Genomic DNA, 16369 nt, shown 5'->3' with positions numbered 1-16369 from the left:
GGCGAACACGTACCGGGCGGCGGTGCCGGTGGGCCGGGTGTTGTCAATGCCGACCGCCGGAGCGGTCGTTTTCGGGATCTGCCGCTCGGCAATCGCGGTCATGGCTTCCACGTCCCCTCGTCCTCCGACGTGCCCCCGGTGGGCACACATCAATTCCACCGCGATCGACGGACGGTCAGCAGGGGCGCTGGTCCGCTCCCTGGCGAGCCACCGGTCCCGTCCGGGACGGGACCTTCGGCCCCTGTTCCGGCCCGGGAACGGCGCCCGTCGTGGGTGGACCGACGTGTCAGCAGTCGAAGTCGTGCTCGCGGAGCAGCCGCCGGACCGTCTCGGGGTCGGGGCTGTCCCCGCCCCAGCCGTCGACGTCCCAGTCGTCGACCTCCTCGATGCTCCAGTGGTCGCCGCGCAGCGAGCGGTCGTTGTACGCCGGGTGTCGCGGCCATCCGTGACGGAACACGGGACCGCGACGCCATCACGGTAGGGGCCCTGGGCAACCAGGCCGGGACCCGCGGTGACGATGATCGAGAACGGGACGTGCGGGCGGGTCAAATCGACCCCAATGCCCATACAATGCTGTGTCACCGGTCACACCGTGCGGGTGGTCGGCGTCGAGGCGACAACGGCGAGGGGGAGGACGACGTGCGCCCACTGCATGGACGCGACCAGGACGGCGTCTGGCGGATCGGCCCCGTCCGTCTGCTGGCGGTGGTTGGGGTCGGCTACCTGATCGTCGTCCTCGCGCTGGCGGCACTCACGGCGGGCGTCGACAGTGGATCGTCCGCCGACGCGGGTTCCGGCCCCGAGGCCGGCGCGTCCGCCCCGGAGTCGTCCACTCCGGCCGGTCCGGGCGAGGGCACCGCCGGAGAGTCGGCCCCGGTGTCGCCGGCCGGGAAGGACGTGCGCGTGGGATCCGTGGAGAACCGCTCGGCCCCGCCGCGGCCGTCACCGTCACCGTCCACCGCGCGCCCGTCGGTCGCCCCGCCGCCCGCGGCCCCGCCCCCGCCGCCGGTGGTGACGTCGTACGAGGCGGAGTCGCCGGTGAACGGGCTGGCGGGCACCCGCACCTTCACCTGCTCCGGCTGCTCCGGCGAGAAGAAGGTGGGCTACATCGGCCGTGACATGGGGGCGTTGCAGTTCAACGGGGTGACCGCCCGGACGGGCGGTACCGCCAGCGTGACGCTCACCTACGTCAACGGTGAGGGCCCGCGCGTCGGGCACATCAGCGTCAACGGCGGGTCGCCGATCGTCCTGACCTTTCCGGGCACCGGCGGGTGGAGCACGGTCGACACCATGACGATCACGGTGGCGCTGCGACCCGGGACCAACTCGCTGCGGATCTTCAACCCGCACGAGCCGGCACCCGACTTCGACAAGATCACCGTGAGCGTCCGCTAGCGCGTGAAACCCCCACCGGTCGGCACCACGGTCCGCGGGGCCTACGGCAGCACGCCGAGGGCGTCCGGGTGGCGGGGTGCAAGGGCGGCGCCGGTGACGCGGTGCTTCTCGTGCTTCACCCGGTAGAGGCGCTGGTCGGCGGCGTGCATCAACGACTCCAGCATGGTCCCGTCGTACGGGGCGGTGGCCCAGCCGATGCTGACACCGGCCTGCTGGTGCACGGCGGCGTCGACCCGGGCCGCCACCGCCTGCGCGGTCGCCGCGTCGGCGTCGACCAGGACGACCACGAACTCGTCGCCGCCGATCCGGGCGACCACGTCGTCCGGGCGGACCGTCCGGCGCACCGCCGCCACCGTCGTCTGGAGCAACTGGTCACCGGCCGCGTGCCCGTACCGGTCGTTGACGAGCTTGAAGTCGTCGAGGTCCAGGCAGAGCAGGGACGGACCGGGCCGGCACCGGGGACCGAAGAGGGTGGAGGCGAACTCGGCCAGCCCGCGCCGGTTCAGCGCGCCGGTGAGCGGATCCAGGGTCGCGAGGGCGCGGAGCTGGGAGCGTTGCCGCGCGAGCTTGCGGGCCTGGGTGGAGCAGACCGAGATCAGCACGATCATCCCGGCGACGTTGATGAAGAGGTGACCGGGCCGCATCGGCTCGCCGACGGCGGCGACCCCCACGTACGTCCCGAGGATGAGCACCTCGATCGCGATCATCAGCCGGAGCCGGGGCGTCTGGGTGGCCACGAACACCGTGGTGGTCACGAAGCCCAGGGCGGCGGGAGCGGCGGCACCGCCGTCCCAGTGCGAACCCAGCGCCAGTGCGACGAGCGTGACCAGCAGGATGAGGCCGGAGGTGCGGTAGCCGACGGTCTTCGTGGTCACCCGACGCGCGGCCCACAGGCCCACCGCGCCGCCCGCCATCCCGCAGCCGTACACCGCCAGCATCTCCGCCCGGTGCGGCTGGTCGAGGGTGAGGAGGCAGTACAGGACGGCGACCCCGTGCGAGACGACGTGCAGGGCCGCACTGAGCCGCATGCGTCGGCGGCGCTCGTTCACCGATTGCCCCCCGCACCTACCGCACCCGGCGGGCGCCGCCGGGTGACGCCAGAGCGAAACCGGTCGAAGTGGCGGAGTCCCGTGGCGAGGCCGCTCCGACGTGGCACCGTGCCACCTGCACATTGAATGGTGTGCCGCAGGTCACCGTCAAGACCTGTTGCTGCGAAGCTGCACGGAGGGTAGCGGCGAGAGGGCATCCTACGGACGATGCGTGTCAACATGGTCCTCCGTCGTCGTGACACCGCACTGCTGCTGCTCGCCGCGGTGCCGCCGATGCTGGAGATGGGCATCCTGGTTGGCCTCGGATTCTTCGCCGCGCAGCCGCTGGCTCCACAGGCCACCGCCGTCTGGCCGTACGACTCGTACCACGACCTGCGCTGGCTGCTCGTCTACCACAACTCGTGGGCGACGTTCCTGCTCGGCCTGGTGGTCGCCGTCGTCCTGCGGGGCGTGCTGTCCGCCGGCCTGACGGCACTGGCCTGGCCGGCGGAGCTGGATCGCCCCTCGTGGCGCTGGCTGGTGCTGCGCAACCTGGAGGTCGCGACGATCGCCGTCCTGATCATCTCGCCGTGGGCGGCACTCTCCGTCGCGTTCTCCGCGGTTGCGCTCTCCTGGTACCTGTTCGCGTCGGTTGTCCCGATGCTGCTCATCGCCCCGTTCCTCCAGCGGGCGGGCGTGGCCCAGCACTGGTGGCGGGGCCTGCCCTCGGTCGACATGCTTGGCTGGTCCTCGCTGAACTTCCTGGTACTCACCCTGGGCGGTGCCGTGATCGTGAGCGTGCCGGCCTGGGCGGGGATCCTCGTGGCGGGCCTGGCCGGCGGAGTGAACGCACTGCTGTGGCGACGGACGGTGCAGGCCGCCGCCCGTCGGCCGGTCCGATGGCCGCGGGTGCCGGTGGCGCCGATCGCGATCGTGATCACGATGATCGCCGCAGTCGGGATGCCACCGCTGGTCAAGATCGCCGGCGGTGGGCGGGGTGACTGGTCGCCGCCGCTGGTCAGTCAGCCACTCCCGGAGCGGGTGCCCTACGCGGTGATCGTCCTGGCGGGCTACGAGTCGAGCTGGGACGGTCAACCGCCGGTGGATCCCCGGGTGGAGCGCTTCTCGTACGCGGGCCTGGACCCCGCAGGACGGCCGCTGCCCTACGGCCCGCAGGACACCCACCGGTCGCTGGAATCCAGCGCGGTGCTGCTGGCGAAGCAGGCTGAGGAGCTGCACCGGCGGACCAGCCGCCCGGTGGCGCTCGCGGGAGAGAGCGAGGGGGCGCTGGTGATCCGCACCTACCTGGACAAGCTGCCTCCGGAGCCGGTGACGGCCGCGATGCTGTACAGCCCGCTGATCTGGCCCGGTCGCGTCTACTATCCCCCTCCTGGGCGCGACGGGTGGGGTGTGGTCGCCGGGTGGGAGCTGCGGGTCATCGCCGGGGTGTTGAACCTGATGAGGGAGGTCGACGCGGGGCCGGACCTGCCGTTCATCCGGTCCGTCATCGTCGAGGCGCCCTTCTACCGCAACCGCATCCTGTGTCCCGTGCCCGGCGTCCGCATGATCGCGTTTCTGCCCCTGGTCGGCGCGGCCGAGGCGCCGCCCGGCGAGTACTCCCAGATTCCGGTGGTGGAGGTGCCCGCCCTGCATGGCGACGTGCTGAGTCGGGAAGACACGTACGAACAGACCATCAACTTCCTGGCCGGCGAGGAAGTCGAGCAACCCATCCGGGTGTACGAGGTGGTGCAGCGGCTCGGGGCCGCGTGGCAGCCACCGCCCCTCGTCCTTGACGTCCACCCGCTCTGGTCCGTCGGCCGGGAGGGTGATCCGGCGCGGAGCGGCCGGATCTGCGAGGCCCGGTGACGGGCGCGTCGCGGCCACGGCACCGGGTCAGCCGTTCGCGGCCCGGGCCTCGGGCTTGATCCACCCGAAGGTCCGCTCGACGGCGCGTTGCCAGTTCTGCCGCTCCTGCTCCCGGACCGTGGCGTCCATCTCCGGCACCCACCGGGCGGCGAGGTGCCAGTTGCGGCGCAGGCCCTCCAGGTCCGGCCAGTACCCGACCGCCAGCCCGGCCGCGTACGCGGCGCCGAGGGAGACCGTCTCGGCCACCATCGGGCGCACCACCGGCACGGCGAGCACGTCCGCGACGAACTGCATCAGCAGGTTGTTGGCGGTCATCCCGCCGTCCACCCGCAGGGCCGTCAGGTCCAGACCGGAGTCGGCGTTCATCGCGTCGACCACCTCGCGGGTCTGCCAGCCGGTCGCCTCCAGCACCGCGCGGGCCAGGTGCCCCTTCGTGATGTACGAGGTCAGCCCGACGATCACTCCGCGTGCCTCGCTGCGCCAGTGCGGCGCGAACAGGCCCGAGAAGGCGGGCACGATGTAGCAGCCGCCGTTGTCCTCGACCGTACGGGCGAGGGTCTCGATCTCCGGCGCGGTGCTGATCAGCTCCAGCCGGTCGCGGAACCACTGCACCAGGGACCCGGTGATCGCGATGGACCCTTCGAGGGCGTACACGGCGGGCTCGTCGCCGATCCGGTAGCCGACGGTGGTGAGCAGGCCGTGGCTGGAGTGCACCGGCTCCGGCCCGGTGTTGAGCAGCAGGAAGCTGCCGGTGCCGTAGGTGCACTTGGCGTCGCCGGGCGCGAAGCAGGTCTGCCCGAACAGGGCCGCCTGCTGGTCGCCGAGGGCCGCCGCGATCCGGACGCCCGGCAGGACCGTCGTGGCGGTGCCGTACACCTCGGAGGACGAGCGGATCTCCGGCAGCATGGCGGCGGGGATGCCGAAGAAGGCCAGCAGGTCCGGGTGCCAGTCGAGGGTCCGCAGGTCCATCAGCATGGTGCGGCTGGCGTTGGTGACGTCGGTCAGGTGCAGGCCGCCGTCCGGGCCGCCGGTGAGGTTCCAGATCAGCCAGCTCTCCATCGTCCCGAAGAGCACCTCGCCGCGCTCGGCCCGCTCGGTGAGCCCGGGCGTGTGGTCGAGCAGCCAGCGCAGCTTCGGCCCGGAGAAGTACGTGGTCAGCGGCAGTCCGCAGAGCTGCTGGACGTTCTCGGCGCCGGGGGAGCGGGTCAGGGTCTCCACCACCGCGTCGGTGCGGGTGTCCTGCCAGATGATCGCGGGCGCCACCGGGACGCCGGTGCGCCGGTCCCACACGACCGTGCTTTCGCGCTGGTTGGCGATGCCGATCGCGGCGATCTGGTCGGCGGTGACGCCGGCCTGGGCGAGGGCGCGGGGGACGACCTTGCCCACGTTGCGCCAGATCTCCGCGGCGTCGTGCTCCACCCAGCCGGGCCGGGGGAAGTGCTGCTGGTGCTCGCGCTGGGCCACCGAGACGAGGTTGCCGCGGCGGTCGAACACGATGCAGCGGGTGGAGGTCGTTCCCTGGTCGATGGCGACGACGTAGCTCTCGGTCATGGCTCGTCCTTCGTGAAACCGGGTGGTGGGTGTGGGCGGATCACCAGCGCGCGGCGCCGAGATCACGGGACACCGCGCGGGCGGCGTCGCGGACGTACGTGACGAGGGTCGGGCGGGGGGCGCCCGATCCGTCGCAGATGCGGTCCACCGGGCCGGAGAGCCCGATCGCGCCCACGACCAGGCCGCCGTAGCCGCGGATCGGCGCGGCGATGCCGGCCTTGCCGGGGGTCATCTCCTCGATCTCGGCTGCCCAGCCGTTGTCCCGGATCTCGCTGAGAGCCCGGGTGAGGGCCCGTGCGGTGACCAGGGTGCGGCGGGTGTAGGGCTCGGGCTCGCCCTGCATGACCGTGTTGGCGGCGCCCACGTCGTAGGCGAGCAGGACCTTGCCGAGCGCGGTGGCGTGCGGGGGAAGCAGCGACCCGACGTCCAGGGTCTGGAGGGTGTCGTCGGGGCGGAACACGTGGTGGACCACCAGCACCTTGCCGTCCAGCAGGGTGCCGATGCGGACGGCCTCGCCGCTGCGCGCGGCGAGGGGGTCCGCCCAGTTGATGGAGCGGGAACGGAGTTCGTTGACGTCGAGGTAGCTCGTGCCGAGGTGCAGCAGGGCGGCGCCGAGCTGGTACTTGCCGGAGGTTTTGTCCTGCTCCACGAAGCCGACGTCCTGGAGGGTGCGCACGATGCCGTGCGCCGTGCCCTTGGGCAGGTCGAGGGAACGGGCGATCTCGCCGATGCCGAGCCGGCCGGAACTGCTGGCCAGCAGGCGGAGGATCGCCGCGGCACGTGCGATGGACTGCACCTGACCCGGCATGGGCCGGAATGCTAATCGCGTTCGGGCCATTGCAACAGTGTTCGACATTGTCGACCGGGGTTCGTTGACCCACCCTCCCGTGTTTCCTACGGTTCACCGCACGGCGACGTCCGACACCTCGCCGACACCGACCGGCCCTCCGCCCGCCCCCCTGATCGCGGAGGACCGCCACCCCCCTGGAGGCACCATGACACAGCGATTGAGAGCGCCGGGACTCCTCGGCGAACTTGCCGCCGAGTTCGCCGGCACCGCGATCCTGATCCTCTTCGGCGTGGGCGTCGTCGCCCAGGTCGCCGCCGCCGGCACCGGCGAGTTCGACAGCATCGCCTGGGCCTGGGGCCTCGGCGTGACCCTCGGCGTCTACGTCGCCGGCCGGATCAGCGGCGCCCACCTCAACCCCGCGGTGACCCTCGCCCTCGCCGTCTTCAAGGGCTTCTCCTGGCGCAAGGTCATGCCGTACGCCCTGGCCCAGACCGCCGGCGCGTTCGTCGCGGCCCTGATCATCCGCTGGAACTACAGCGAGGTGCTGTCCCGGTTCGACCCGGGCTTCACCAGCAAGAGCCAGGGCGTCTTCTCCACCCTGCCGGGCGCCGGCGTCACGGAGTGGGGCGCGCTGCGCGACCAGATCATCGGTACGGCGATCCTCCTGTTCCTCGTGCTCGCCGTCACCGACGCCCGCAACTCCCTGCCCGGTTCCAACCTCGCCCCGCTGATCGTCGGCCTGATCGTCGTCGCGATCGGCATGGCGTTCGCGGCCAACGCCGGCTACGCGATCAACCCGGCCCGCGACTTCGGCCCCCGCCTCGCGTCGTTCCTGACCGGGTACGAGACGGCGTTCCAGGACGCCAGCGGATACCCGTACTTCTGGGTGCCCATCGTCGGGCCGCTCGTCGGCGGCGTCATCGGCGCGGGCCTCTACGAGCTGATCATCGGCCGGTTCCTGCCGAGCGACGAGCTGGAGCCGGGCGCCCTGGCGACCGAGACGGTTGCGGAGCCCGAGCCCGCCCGCGTCTGATCGACACATCCCCCTACGAACCGCAGAGGAGACCTCCCGCATGGCTGACTTCGTCGGCGCAGTGGACCAGGGCACGACCAGCACCCGTTTCATGATCTTCGACCACGGTGGCAACGAGATCGGTCGCCACCAGCTCGAGCACCAGCAGATCATGCCGCAGGCCGGCTGGGTCGAGCACAACCCGCTGGAGATCTGGGAGCGGACCCAGACCGTCATCCAGACCGCCATGAACGAGCGGGGCCTCAGCGCCTCCGACCTCGCCGCGCTCGGCATCACCAACCAGCGCGAGACCACCGTCGTGTGGAACCGCCGCACCGGCCGCCCCTACTACAACGCCATCGTCTGGCAGGACACCCGGACCGACCGGATCGCCTCCGCGCTCGAGCGCGAGGGCAAGGGCGACGTCATCCGACGCAAGGCCGGCCTGCCGCCGGCGACGTACTTCTCCGGCGGCAAGATCCAGTGGATCCTCGAAAACGTCGAGGGGGTCCGGGAGGCCGCCGAGCGCGGCGAGGCGATCTTCGGCAACACCGACAGCTGGCTGCTGTGGAACCTCACCGGCGGCACCGAGGGCGGGGTGCACGTCACCGACCCCACCAACGCCAGCCGCACCATGCTGATGAACCTGGAGACGCTGGACTGGGACGACGAGCTGCTGTCGTTCTTCGACATCCCGCGCGCCATGCTGCCGGAAATCCGGCCGTCGTCGGACCCGAACACGTACGGGACCACCGCGCCGCACGGCCCGTTCACCGGGCCGGTCCCGCTCACCGGCGACCTCGGCGACCAGCAGGCCGCCACCGTCGGGCAGGTCTGCTTCGCCCCCGGCGAGGCCAAGAACACCTACGGCACCGGCAACTTCATGCTGCTCAACACCGGCACCGAGATCGTCCGCTCCAAGGCCGGCCTGCTCACCACGGTGTGCTACCAGTTCGGCACCGACGCACCGGTGTACGCCCTGGAGGGCTCCATCGCGGTCACCGGGTCGGCGGTGCAGTGGCTGCGTGACCAGCTCAAGATCATCAGCACGGCGGGGCAGAGCGAGATCCTGGCCCGCCAGGTCGAGGACAACGGCGGGGTGTACTTCGTGCCGGCGTTCTCCGGGCTGTTCGCCCCGTACTGGCGTTCCGACGCCCGCGGCGCGATCGTCGGCCTGTCCCGGTTCAACACCGACGCCCACATCGCCCGGGCCACCCTCGAGTCCATCTGCTACCAGAGCCGGGACGTCGCCGAGGCCATGGCGAAGGACTCGGGCGTGCCGCTGGATGTCCTCAAGGTCGACGGCGGCGTCACCGTCAACGACCTGTGCATGCAGATGCAGGCCGACATCCTCGGCGTGCCGGTGAGCCGGCCGGTGGTCGCCGAGACCACCGCGCTCGGCGCCGCGTACGCCGCCGGCCTCGCCGTCGGCTTCTGGAAGAGCACCGACGAGCTGCGCGAGAACTGGAACGAGAGCAAGCGCTGGCAGCCCACCTGGTCGCAGGAGCAGCGCGAGACCGGGTACGGCCGCTGGAAGAAGGCGGTCGAGCGCACCCTCGACTGGGTCGACGTCGACTGACCACCACCACCCCCACCCGAGGAACGGGCGGCCGGCGCCTGCCGCCGGCCGCCCGGAACGGCCGACGTCCGGCGCCGGCCGCCCAGAAAACAGGAGAACGAAGGATGCACTCCGCGACACTGTCACCGGCCGCCCGCGAGCGGTCCCTGGCCGCGCTCAGCAGCGGCCAGGAACTGGACGTCCTGGTGGTCGGCGGCGGCGTCACCGGCGCCGGCTGCGCCCTCGACGCCGTCACCCGGGGCCTGTCGGTCGGGCTCGTCGAGGCCCGCGACTGGGCCAGCGGCACGTCGAGCCGCTCCAGCAAGCTCATCCACGGCGGCCTGCGCTACCTGGAGATGCTCGACTTCGGTCTGGTCCGCGAGGCGCTGCGCGAGCGGGGCCTGCTGCTGCAACGGCTCGCCCCGCACCTGGTCCGCCCGGTGCCGTTCCTCTACCCGCTGCGCCACCGCGGGTGGGAACGGCTGTACGCGGGCGCCGGCGTCCTGCTGTACGACACGATGAGCCTCTCCGGCAACCACGCCCGGGGCGTACCGGCCCACCGGCACCTCACCCGGCGCGGCGCGGTCCGCGCCTGCCCGTCGCTGCGGCCGGAGGCACTGGTCGGCGCGTTGCAGTACTACGACGCCCAGGTCGACGACGCCCGGCTGGTGACCTGCCTCGTCCGCACCGCCGCGGCGCACGGCGCGCACCCGTTGTCCCGGGCCCGCGTCGTGGGCTTCCTGCGCGACGGCGACCGGGTCACCGGCGCGCGGGTGCACGACCTGGAGACCGACCGGGTCTTCGAGGTCCGCGCCCGCCAGGTCATCAACGCCACCGGCGTGTGGACCGACGACATCCAGGCGCTCGTGGGCGAGCGCGGGCCGGTCCAGGTCCGCGCCTCGAAGGGCATCCACCTCGTGGTGCCCCGCGACCGGATCCACTCCACCACCGGCCTGATCCTGCGCACCGAGACCAGCGTCCTGTTCGTGATCCCCTGGGGCCGGCACTGGCTGATCGGCACCACCGACACCGACTGGGACCTGGACAAGGCGCACCCCGCGGCCACCAGCCGCGACATCGACTACCTGCTGGAGCGGGTCAACGAGGTCCTGGCCACCCCGCTGACCCGCGACGATGTCGAGGGCGTGTACGCGGGCCTGCGCCCGCTGCTGTCCGGGCACTCCGACGCGACCGCCAAGCTGTCGCGGGAGCACACCGTGGCGAGCCCGGTGCCGGGCCTGGTGATGGTCGCCGGCGGCAAGTACACGACGTACCGGGTGATGGCGCGGGACGCGGTCGACGAGGCCGTGCGCGGTCTCGGCGAGGGCGTGCCCGCCTCGTGCACCGACCGGGTGCCGCTGCACGGGGCCGAGGGCTACGTCGCCCGGTGGAACCAGCGCCGCCGGATCGCCCGGCAGTACGGCCTGTCCGTCGAGCGGGTCGAGCACCTGCTGCGCCGCCACGGCGCCGCCGTCGACGAGCTGCTGGACCTGCTGCGGGAGGACCCCGCGCTGGGCGAGCCGCTCGACGGCGCCGACGACTACCTGCGCGTGGAGATCGTCTACGCGGCGTCCGCCGAGGGCGCCCTGCACCTGGAGGACGTGCTCACCCGGCGTACGCACATCTCGATCGAGACCTTCGACCGCGGGCTCGCCGCCGCCCGTCCGGCCGCGGACCTGATCGCGCCGGTGCTCGGCTGGGACGCCGAGCGGGTCGACCGGGAGGTGGCCCACTACGTGGCCCGGGTGCACGCCGAGCGGGCGGCGCACGAGCAGGCCGACGACGAGGCCGCCGACGCGGTCCGCCTGGGCGTACCGGACGTGGTGCCGGCGGTGGCGCTCGCCGCCTGACGTGTCCCCGGCGGTCGGTCGCACCGCCGGGCGTGGACCGGGTCTCCGGCGGTGTGCCCGCGCACACCGCCGGAGCCGCGTTCCGCGTGCTCGCGGCGGACGTGAGACGCTGGCGTCCGCACGATGATCGGGCCGCGACGCGGCGGCCGGTCGACACCCGCTCCCGGGGGCACGACCGTGGCCGCTGCCGCGCCGGGCGCGCGGGCCGAAAGGAACGGCATGAGCGCAGGCGCCCCCGCGGTCACCTCCCCGCACCCCCGGCCGGCGGACCGGCCCCCCGCACGGGACGGAGTCGCGGCGTTCGTCCTCGCCGCGACCGCCTTCGCTCTCGTCACCGGTGAGACGCTGCCGGTGGGACTGCTCGGGGAGATCGCCGCGGACCTGCGCGCCCCGGCGAGCCAGGTCGGTCTGTCGGTCACCGTCTACGCCGCCGTCGCCGCGGTCACCGCCGTACCGCTGACCCGGCTGCTCGCCCGCTGGGACCGGCGCCGGGTCCTGGTCGCCTGCGCGGGCGTCTTCGCGCTCGGGCACCTCGTCACCGCGCTCGCGCCGACCGTCGCCGTCCTGATGGCCGGGCGGTGCGTGTCGGCGCTCGGGCACGGTGTCTACTTCGCGGTCGCGATGCCGGTGGCGGCGCGCCTCGCCGCCCCGCACCGGCGGGGCCGCGCGGCCAGCCGGGTCGCCGTCGGCGGCGCCAGCGCCCTGGTCGTCGGGACACCCCTGGTCACCCTCGTCGGGCAGGCATGGGGGTGGCGTGCGGCCGCGACGACCGTCGTCGTCGCCTCGCTCGCCCTCGCCGTGGTCCTCGCCCGGACGCTGCCGGCGCTCCCCGGCGACCGTGGCCGGGCCACCGACGGCCGGCTGGCCGTCACGCTGCGCGCGGCCGGGCTGCCGACCGTCCTGGCCGTCACCCTGCTCGCCGTCGCCGGGCACTTCGCGTTCTTCACCTATCTGGCGCCGTACGCCGACCGCGAGCTCGGCGTCCGGGACGCCGGCCTCTCGCTCGTCCTGCTCTGCTACGGGATCGCGTCGGTGGCCGGAAGCGCGGCCGGGGGCCGGATCGCCGACGCCCGGCCGGTCACCAGCATGCGGGTGGCCGCGGCGGCGTTCACCGTCGTGCCGGCGGCGTTGTGGCTGGCCGGCCGGGCGGGCGCCCCGGTGCCGGGCGCGGTGCTGCTGGTCCTCTCCGGCGCGTCGTTCTCGCTGGTCGCGGTCCTCACCGCGCTGGCCGTCCTGCGCCGCGTCGACGGCGGGCGGGCGGAGACCGCCAACGCCCTGCACAGCATCCTCTTCCAGGTCGGGATCCTCGCCGGCTCCGCCCTCGGAAGCCTCCTCGCCCGGTTCGGGGCGGTCGACGCCGTCCCGCTCGTCACGGCCGGGACGGGTCTCGTCGTCCTCGTCGTGGCGTCGCTCGCCGGGACGGCCTTCCGCGCGGGCGGCGTCGAGCGGCGACCGCACTAGGGTCGGGTCGACGTTTCCCGGGCCCGCCGGCGGGAACCCGGCCGGCGCACACCAGCCGATCGACGGCCGGAGGAGCCGCGTGTCTCACCAGGGTCTGTCCACCGCGGTGCCGAAGCGGCTCACGCCCGTGGCCGGGGCGCCCCTGTGGTGCGACGCCCGGGACCACGGGCTGCGCGGGGACGGGGTCACCAACGACCAGCCGGCCCTCGCGGCGCTGGTGGACCGGCTCGGCGACGGGTACGCGGCCGACGGCCGGGCCCGGGTGATCTACTGCCCGCCGGGGATCTACGCGATCCGGGACGCCGGCACGGTGTGGCGCAGCGGGGTGTCGCTCGTCGGGGCGGGCCCGGCGGCGACGCGCTTCCTGCTCAGCAACGGGGGCAACCGGTCCGACCCGGTGCCGCTCGCCTTCTGGACCACGGTGCAGCACGGCGCGGACCGGGACCGGCACATCGCCGAGTGCACGTTCGCCGACTTCGAGATCGACGGCTCGGGCGTGGCGATGACCGAGTACAGCTACCTCGCCAAGGGGCTGGGCCTGCAGTACGTCGTCCGCGGGGTGTTCCGCAACCTCTACATCCACCACACCGGCGCCACCGGCCTGGGCTGCGACTTCCTTCAGGACACGCTGATCGACGGGGTGGTCGTGGTGGGCTGCGGCCGGCTGGACAACGGGCTCCAGATGGGGGGTGCGGGCATCGGCGTCGGCGTCGGCGGCTGGGGTGAGATCGAGCGCTGCACCATCGCCAACTGCACGACGCTGGGCAACGGCACCAACGGGATCTTCCTGGAGCTCCAGAGGCCGGACTGGACGCCGCCGCGCGGCTACCGCATCGTCGGCTGTCACAGCCAGGCCAACCGCTTCGGCATCTCCGACTGGGGCGCCGACGGTCTCGTCGTCTCCGCGTGCACCCTCACCGGCAACCTGGAGGCGGGCTTCGACGTCTCCGCGAAAGGCACCGCCGGCGTCGCCGGTCGGGGCGGGATCCTCACCGACTGCGTCATCGACCGCAACGTCGGCGACGGCATCAGCATGGGCAACACGCCCGGCCCGTACACGATCCGGGGGAACCGGATCAGCGCCAACGGCGGGTACGGGTTCCACGAGCACGACCTGGGCAACGGCTACCGGGGCGCCGCCGCGCAGGTGGTGCTCGACGGCAACGACGTCACCGACAACGGTCTGGACGCCATCCGGATCGACCGGCCGATGGTCGACGCGTTCCTGGTCGGCAACCGGATCCGCGACAACGGCCGCCGGTGCGCCCCCGCCACGAGCGGGTCGGGGGCCTCGGTGCGGTACGGGCGCAAGACCGTGACCGACGTTTCCGCGACCTGGCCGCCGGACGGTCACCGGGGCAAGGTCGTGCGGGTCGGCGGCCGCAGGGCGGTGGTCGCCGGCAACACCGCCACGGAGCTGGCCCTCGCCGAGGCGCGTGCCGACGCCGCCTCGGCCTGGAACGAGGCCGTGCCGTCGCCCGGCAGCCGGTACGAGTTGCCCGCCCCGCCGCCGGTGCGCGCGGGGATCACCGTCAACGCCCCGGTCGACTCGGCGACCGTGCGGGGCAACCGGGTGTGGGACACCGGAGCCGGGACCCAGACGTACGGCTTGTGGATCACCGAGCGGGGCAGCTGTGTGGCCTGCCGGATCGAGGACAACGACCTCGCCGGCAACGGCGACGGCGCGCTGCGCCTGGACACTCCGCCGGTGGGCGGCCGGTGGACCGACAACCACACCGACGAGGGCTGAGTCCCGGTCAGTGCCGCCGGTCCCGGGCGTCGAGCATGTCGTTCAGCGCCAGGGCCGTGGTGATCAGGGAGAGGTGGCTGAACGCCTGCGGGAAGTTGCCGATCTGCTGCCCGGTGAGGGCGATCTCCTCCGCGTAGAGGCGGAGGTGGTTGCTGAAGGTGAACATCTTCTCGAACGTGAGCAGGGCGTCGTCGAGTCGCCCGGAGCAGGCCAGGGCGGCGACGTACCAGAACGTGCACATGTTGAACGTGCCCTCGTCGCCGGGGAGCCCGTCGGGCGCCTCGGAGGGCTTGTACCGGTGCACGAGGCTGTCGGAGACCAGGTCCCTGTCGATGGCCTGGAGCGTGGACTGCCACAGCGGGTCGCTCGGGGTGACGAACCCGACCGACGGCATGATGAGCAGGGCGGCGTCGAGGACGTGTTCCCCGTACGCCTGGACGAAGGAGCGACGGTTCCAGTCGTACCCCCGCAACATGATCTGGTTGTAGATCGCGTCCCGTTCCCGGACCCAGCGGGGGACGTCGCCCGGGCGGCCGTGGCGGGCGGACAGGCGGATGGCCCGGTCCATCGCCACCCACGACATGAGGCGGCCGAAGGTGTAGTCCCGGGGGTGGCTGCGGCTCTCCCAGATGCCCGCGTCCGGCTGGTCCCAGTTGTCGCAGAGCCAGTCGACCATCCGGACGGTGCTGCGCCACACCTGGTGGGAGGCGCGGATTCCCTGCAGGTCGGCGAAGAGCATGGCGTCCAGGGCCTCGCCGTGGATGTCGAGCTGGAGCTGGTCGGCGGCCCCGTTCCCGATCCGGACCGGCCCCGACCCCATGTACCCCTCCAGGTGATCGAGGACCTCCTCGTGCAGGTCGGACGAGCCGTCCACCCGGTACATGATCTTGAGGGGTGCCGCGTGGTCGCCGGCCTCGCGGATGCGTTCGTCGAGCCAGTTCGTGTACCGGGCCGCCTCCTCGGTGAAGCCCAGCCCGAGCAGGGCGTGCACGGAGAAGGAGGTGTCGCGGATCCAGGTGTAGCGGTAGTCCCAGTTGCGGGTGCCGCCGATCTCCTCGGGCAGGGAGGCGGTCGGTGCGGCGATCATGGCGCCGGTCGGCGCGTACGTCATGAGCTTCAGCGTGATCGCGGACCGCTCCACCATCTCCCGCCACCGCCCGGTGTACCGGGACCGGTCGAGCCAGTGGCGCCAGTAGTCGCGGGTGAACTCGAACAACGCCTGGACCTCCCCGCTGGTGAAACGGCGGGGCGCCTCGTTGCCGGCGGTCTCCACGACGATCGCGCCGGTGTCCCCCTCCTGCAGGGTGGTGAAGGCGAGCAGGTCGCCGTCGACGTTCTGCAGGTTCTCGATCGGGAGCAGCCGGCCGTCGGGGTGGGAGGCGTGCAGCATCAGGGTCGCCGAGGGGGCTCGGAAGACGGCACCGTCGGCGTGCACCTCCAACTCGTGCCGCTCCCGGCCGTAGTCGAAGCGGGGGCAGCACTCGGCGCGGAACCGCATGCTGCCGCGCACCATGTTGATGATCCGGACGATCCGGTGCTGGTCGGTGGGCCGCTCGCCGGTCACCGGCATGAAGTCGACGATCTCGCTGACGCCGTCCGCGCTGATGAAGCGGGTGATGAGGATCGGCGTGTCGGGCAGGTAGAGCTGCTTGCTGATGTACCGCACCCCGTCCGGCACGATCGAGAAGTACCCACCCCGCCGGCGGTCCAGCAGCGCTCCGAAGATGCTCGGCGAGTCGAACCGGGGCGCGCAGAACCAGTCGATGGTGCCGTTACGGGTGACCAGGGCTGCGGTCTGCAGGTCCCCGATGAGACCGTGATCCTCGATTGCCGGGTAGGCCGGCATGCCGGTCTCCCCGTTTTCCCACGACACCTGTCGAACCTTAGGGACGCGGGGGCGACGGGCGGCCGGGAACGTGATCCGACCACCCGTCAGGGTTACGGCGGTGTCCGGCGGCCGGTCCGCCGGGCACCGCCGATCGGCTACCGCCAGGTGATGTCCGAGGGCGAGTAGATGCAGCTGACGCCGCCGGCGCCCGCGCCGATCTCGACGGGCTCGTCACCCTTGGGCACGCCCCGGTACTTGACGCAGATCGGGAAAGCACACG

General features: G+C 72.6%; 12 protein-coding genes. 7 read left to right on the top strand and 5 right to left on the bottom strand.

Annotated features, from left to right (window positions below):
* Positions 1-286: 286 nt before the first annotated feature.
* Positions 287-457, bottom strand: a complete 171-nt coding sequence (locus HCJ94_RS28190; RefSeq protein ID WP_168004051.1) for a hypothetical protein — start codon at positions 455-457, stop codon at positions 287-289.
* Positions 458-639: 182 nt separating this feature from the next.
* Between HCJ94_RS28190 and HCJ94_RS28185 the strand changes: the two genes are divergently transcribed.
* Complete coding sequence (locus tag HCJ94_RS28185; protein ID WP_168004050.1) at positions 640-1395, top strand: carbohydrate-binding protein; 756 nt, start codon at positions 640-642, stop codon at positions 1393-1395.
* 41 nt (positions 1396-1436) lie between these two features.
* Here the strand turns inward: HCJ94_RS28185 and HCJ94_RS31330 are convergent, their stop codons facing one another.
* The gene (locus HCJ94_RS31330; protein ID WP_168004049.1) at positions 1437-2444 is read right to left on the bottom strand and encodes a GGDEF domain-containing protein; all 1008 of its coding nucleotides are present in this window, start codon (positions 2442-2444) and stop codon (positions 1437-1439) included.
* Positions 2445-2651: 207 nt separating this feature from the next.
* Between HCJ94_RS31330 and HCJ94_RS28175 the strand changes: the two genes are divergently transcribed.
* Positions 2652-4289 carry a hypothetical protein gene (locus HCJ94_RS28175; RefSeq protein WP_168004048.1) on the top strand — a complete coding sequence of 546 codons (1638 nt, stop codon included), beginning with the start codon at positions 2652-2654 and terminating at the stop codon, positions 4287-4289.
* Positions 4290-4316: 27 nt separating this feature from the next.
* On the opposite strand, the gene glpK (HCJ94_RS28170) is transcribed toward HCJ94_RS28175, so the two are convergent.
* Together glpK (HCJ94_RS28170) and HCJ94_RS28165 are read right to left on the bottom strand one after the other, a co-directional pair.
* A complete protein-coding gene (gene glpK, locus HCJ94_RS28170) occupies positions 4317-5840 on the bottom strand; it encodes a glycerol kinase GlpK (protein ID WP_168004047.1) in 1524 nt (507 codons plus the stop codon).
* Between the two features lie 40 nt (positions 5841-5880).
* Positions 5881-6648, bottom strand: a complete 768-nt coding sequence (locus tag HCJ94_RS28165) for an IclR family transcriptional regulator (protein WP_168004046.1) — start codon at positions 6646-6648, stop codon at positions 5881-5883.
* Positions 6649-6835: 187 nt separating this feature from the next.
* On the opposite strand from HCJ94_RS28165, the gene HCJ94_RS28160 reads away from it, so the two are divergent.
* The 5 genes from HCJ94_RS28160 to HCJ94_RS28140 all read left to right on the top strand — a co-directional run bounded on the left by HCJ94_RS28160 (position 6836) and on the right by HCJ94_RS28140 (position 14261).
* Positions 6836-7663 (top strand): MIP/aquaporin family protein, encoded by an 828-nt coding sequence (locus HCJ94_RS28160; protein WP_168004045.1) that lies wholly within the window; start codon positions 6836-6838, stop codon positions 7661-7663.
* Between the two features lie 40 nt (positions 7664-7703).
* Positions 7704-9221 carry a glycerol kinase GlpK gene (glpK, locus tag HCJ94_RS28155; RefSeq protein WP_168004044.1) on the top strand — a complete coding sequence of 506 codons (1518 nt, stop codon included), beginning with the start codon at positions 7704-7706 and terminating at the stop codon, positions 9219-9221.
* 104 nt (positions 9222-9325) lie between these two features.
* A complete protein-coding gene (locus HCJ94_RS28150; protein ID WP_168004043.1) occupies positions 9326-11050 on the top strand; it encodes a glycerol-3-phosphate dehydrogenase/oxidase in 1725 nt (574 codons plus the stop codon).
* 219 nt (positions 11051-11269) lie between these two features.
* Entirely contained in the window at positions 11270-12511 is a 1242-nt protein-coding gene (locus HCJ94_RS28145) for an MFS transporter (protein ID WP_168004042.1), read from the top strand.
* A gap of 79 nt (positions 12512-12590) precedes the next feature.
* Positions 12591-14261, top strand: a complete 1671-nt coding sequence (locus HCJ94_RS28140; protein ID WP_168004041.1) for a right-handed parallel beta-helix repeat-containing protein — start codon at positions 12591-12593, stop codon at positions 14259-14261.
* A 7-nt stretch (positions 14262-14268) separates the two neighbouring features.
* On the opposite strand, the gene HCJ94_RS28135 is transcribed toward HCJ94_RS28140, so the two are convergent.
* Positions 14269-16107 (bottom strand): glycoside hydrolase family 15 protein, encoded by a 1839-nt coding sequence (locus HCJ94_RS28135; RefSeq protein ID WP_168004052.1) that lies wholly within the window; start codon positions 16105-16107, stop codon positions 14269-14271.
* Positions 16108-16369 lie beyond the last annotated feature (262 nt).

The organism is Micromonospora thermarum (assembly GCF_012034245.1).
GTDB classification, from domain to species: Bacteria; Actinomycetota; Actinomycetes; order Mycobacteriales; family Micromonosporaceae; genus Micromonospora; species Micromonospora thermarum.
Note: the sequence above shows the minus strand (reverse complement) of the source record. Positions and strands in the feature narration are given on the sequence as shown.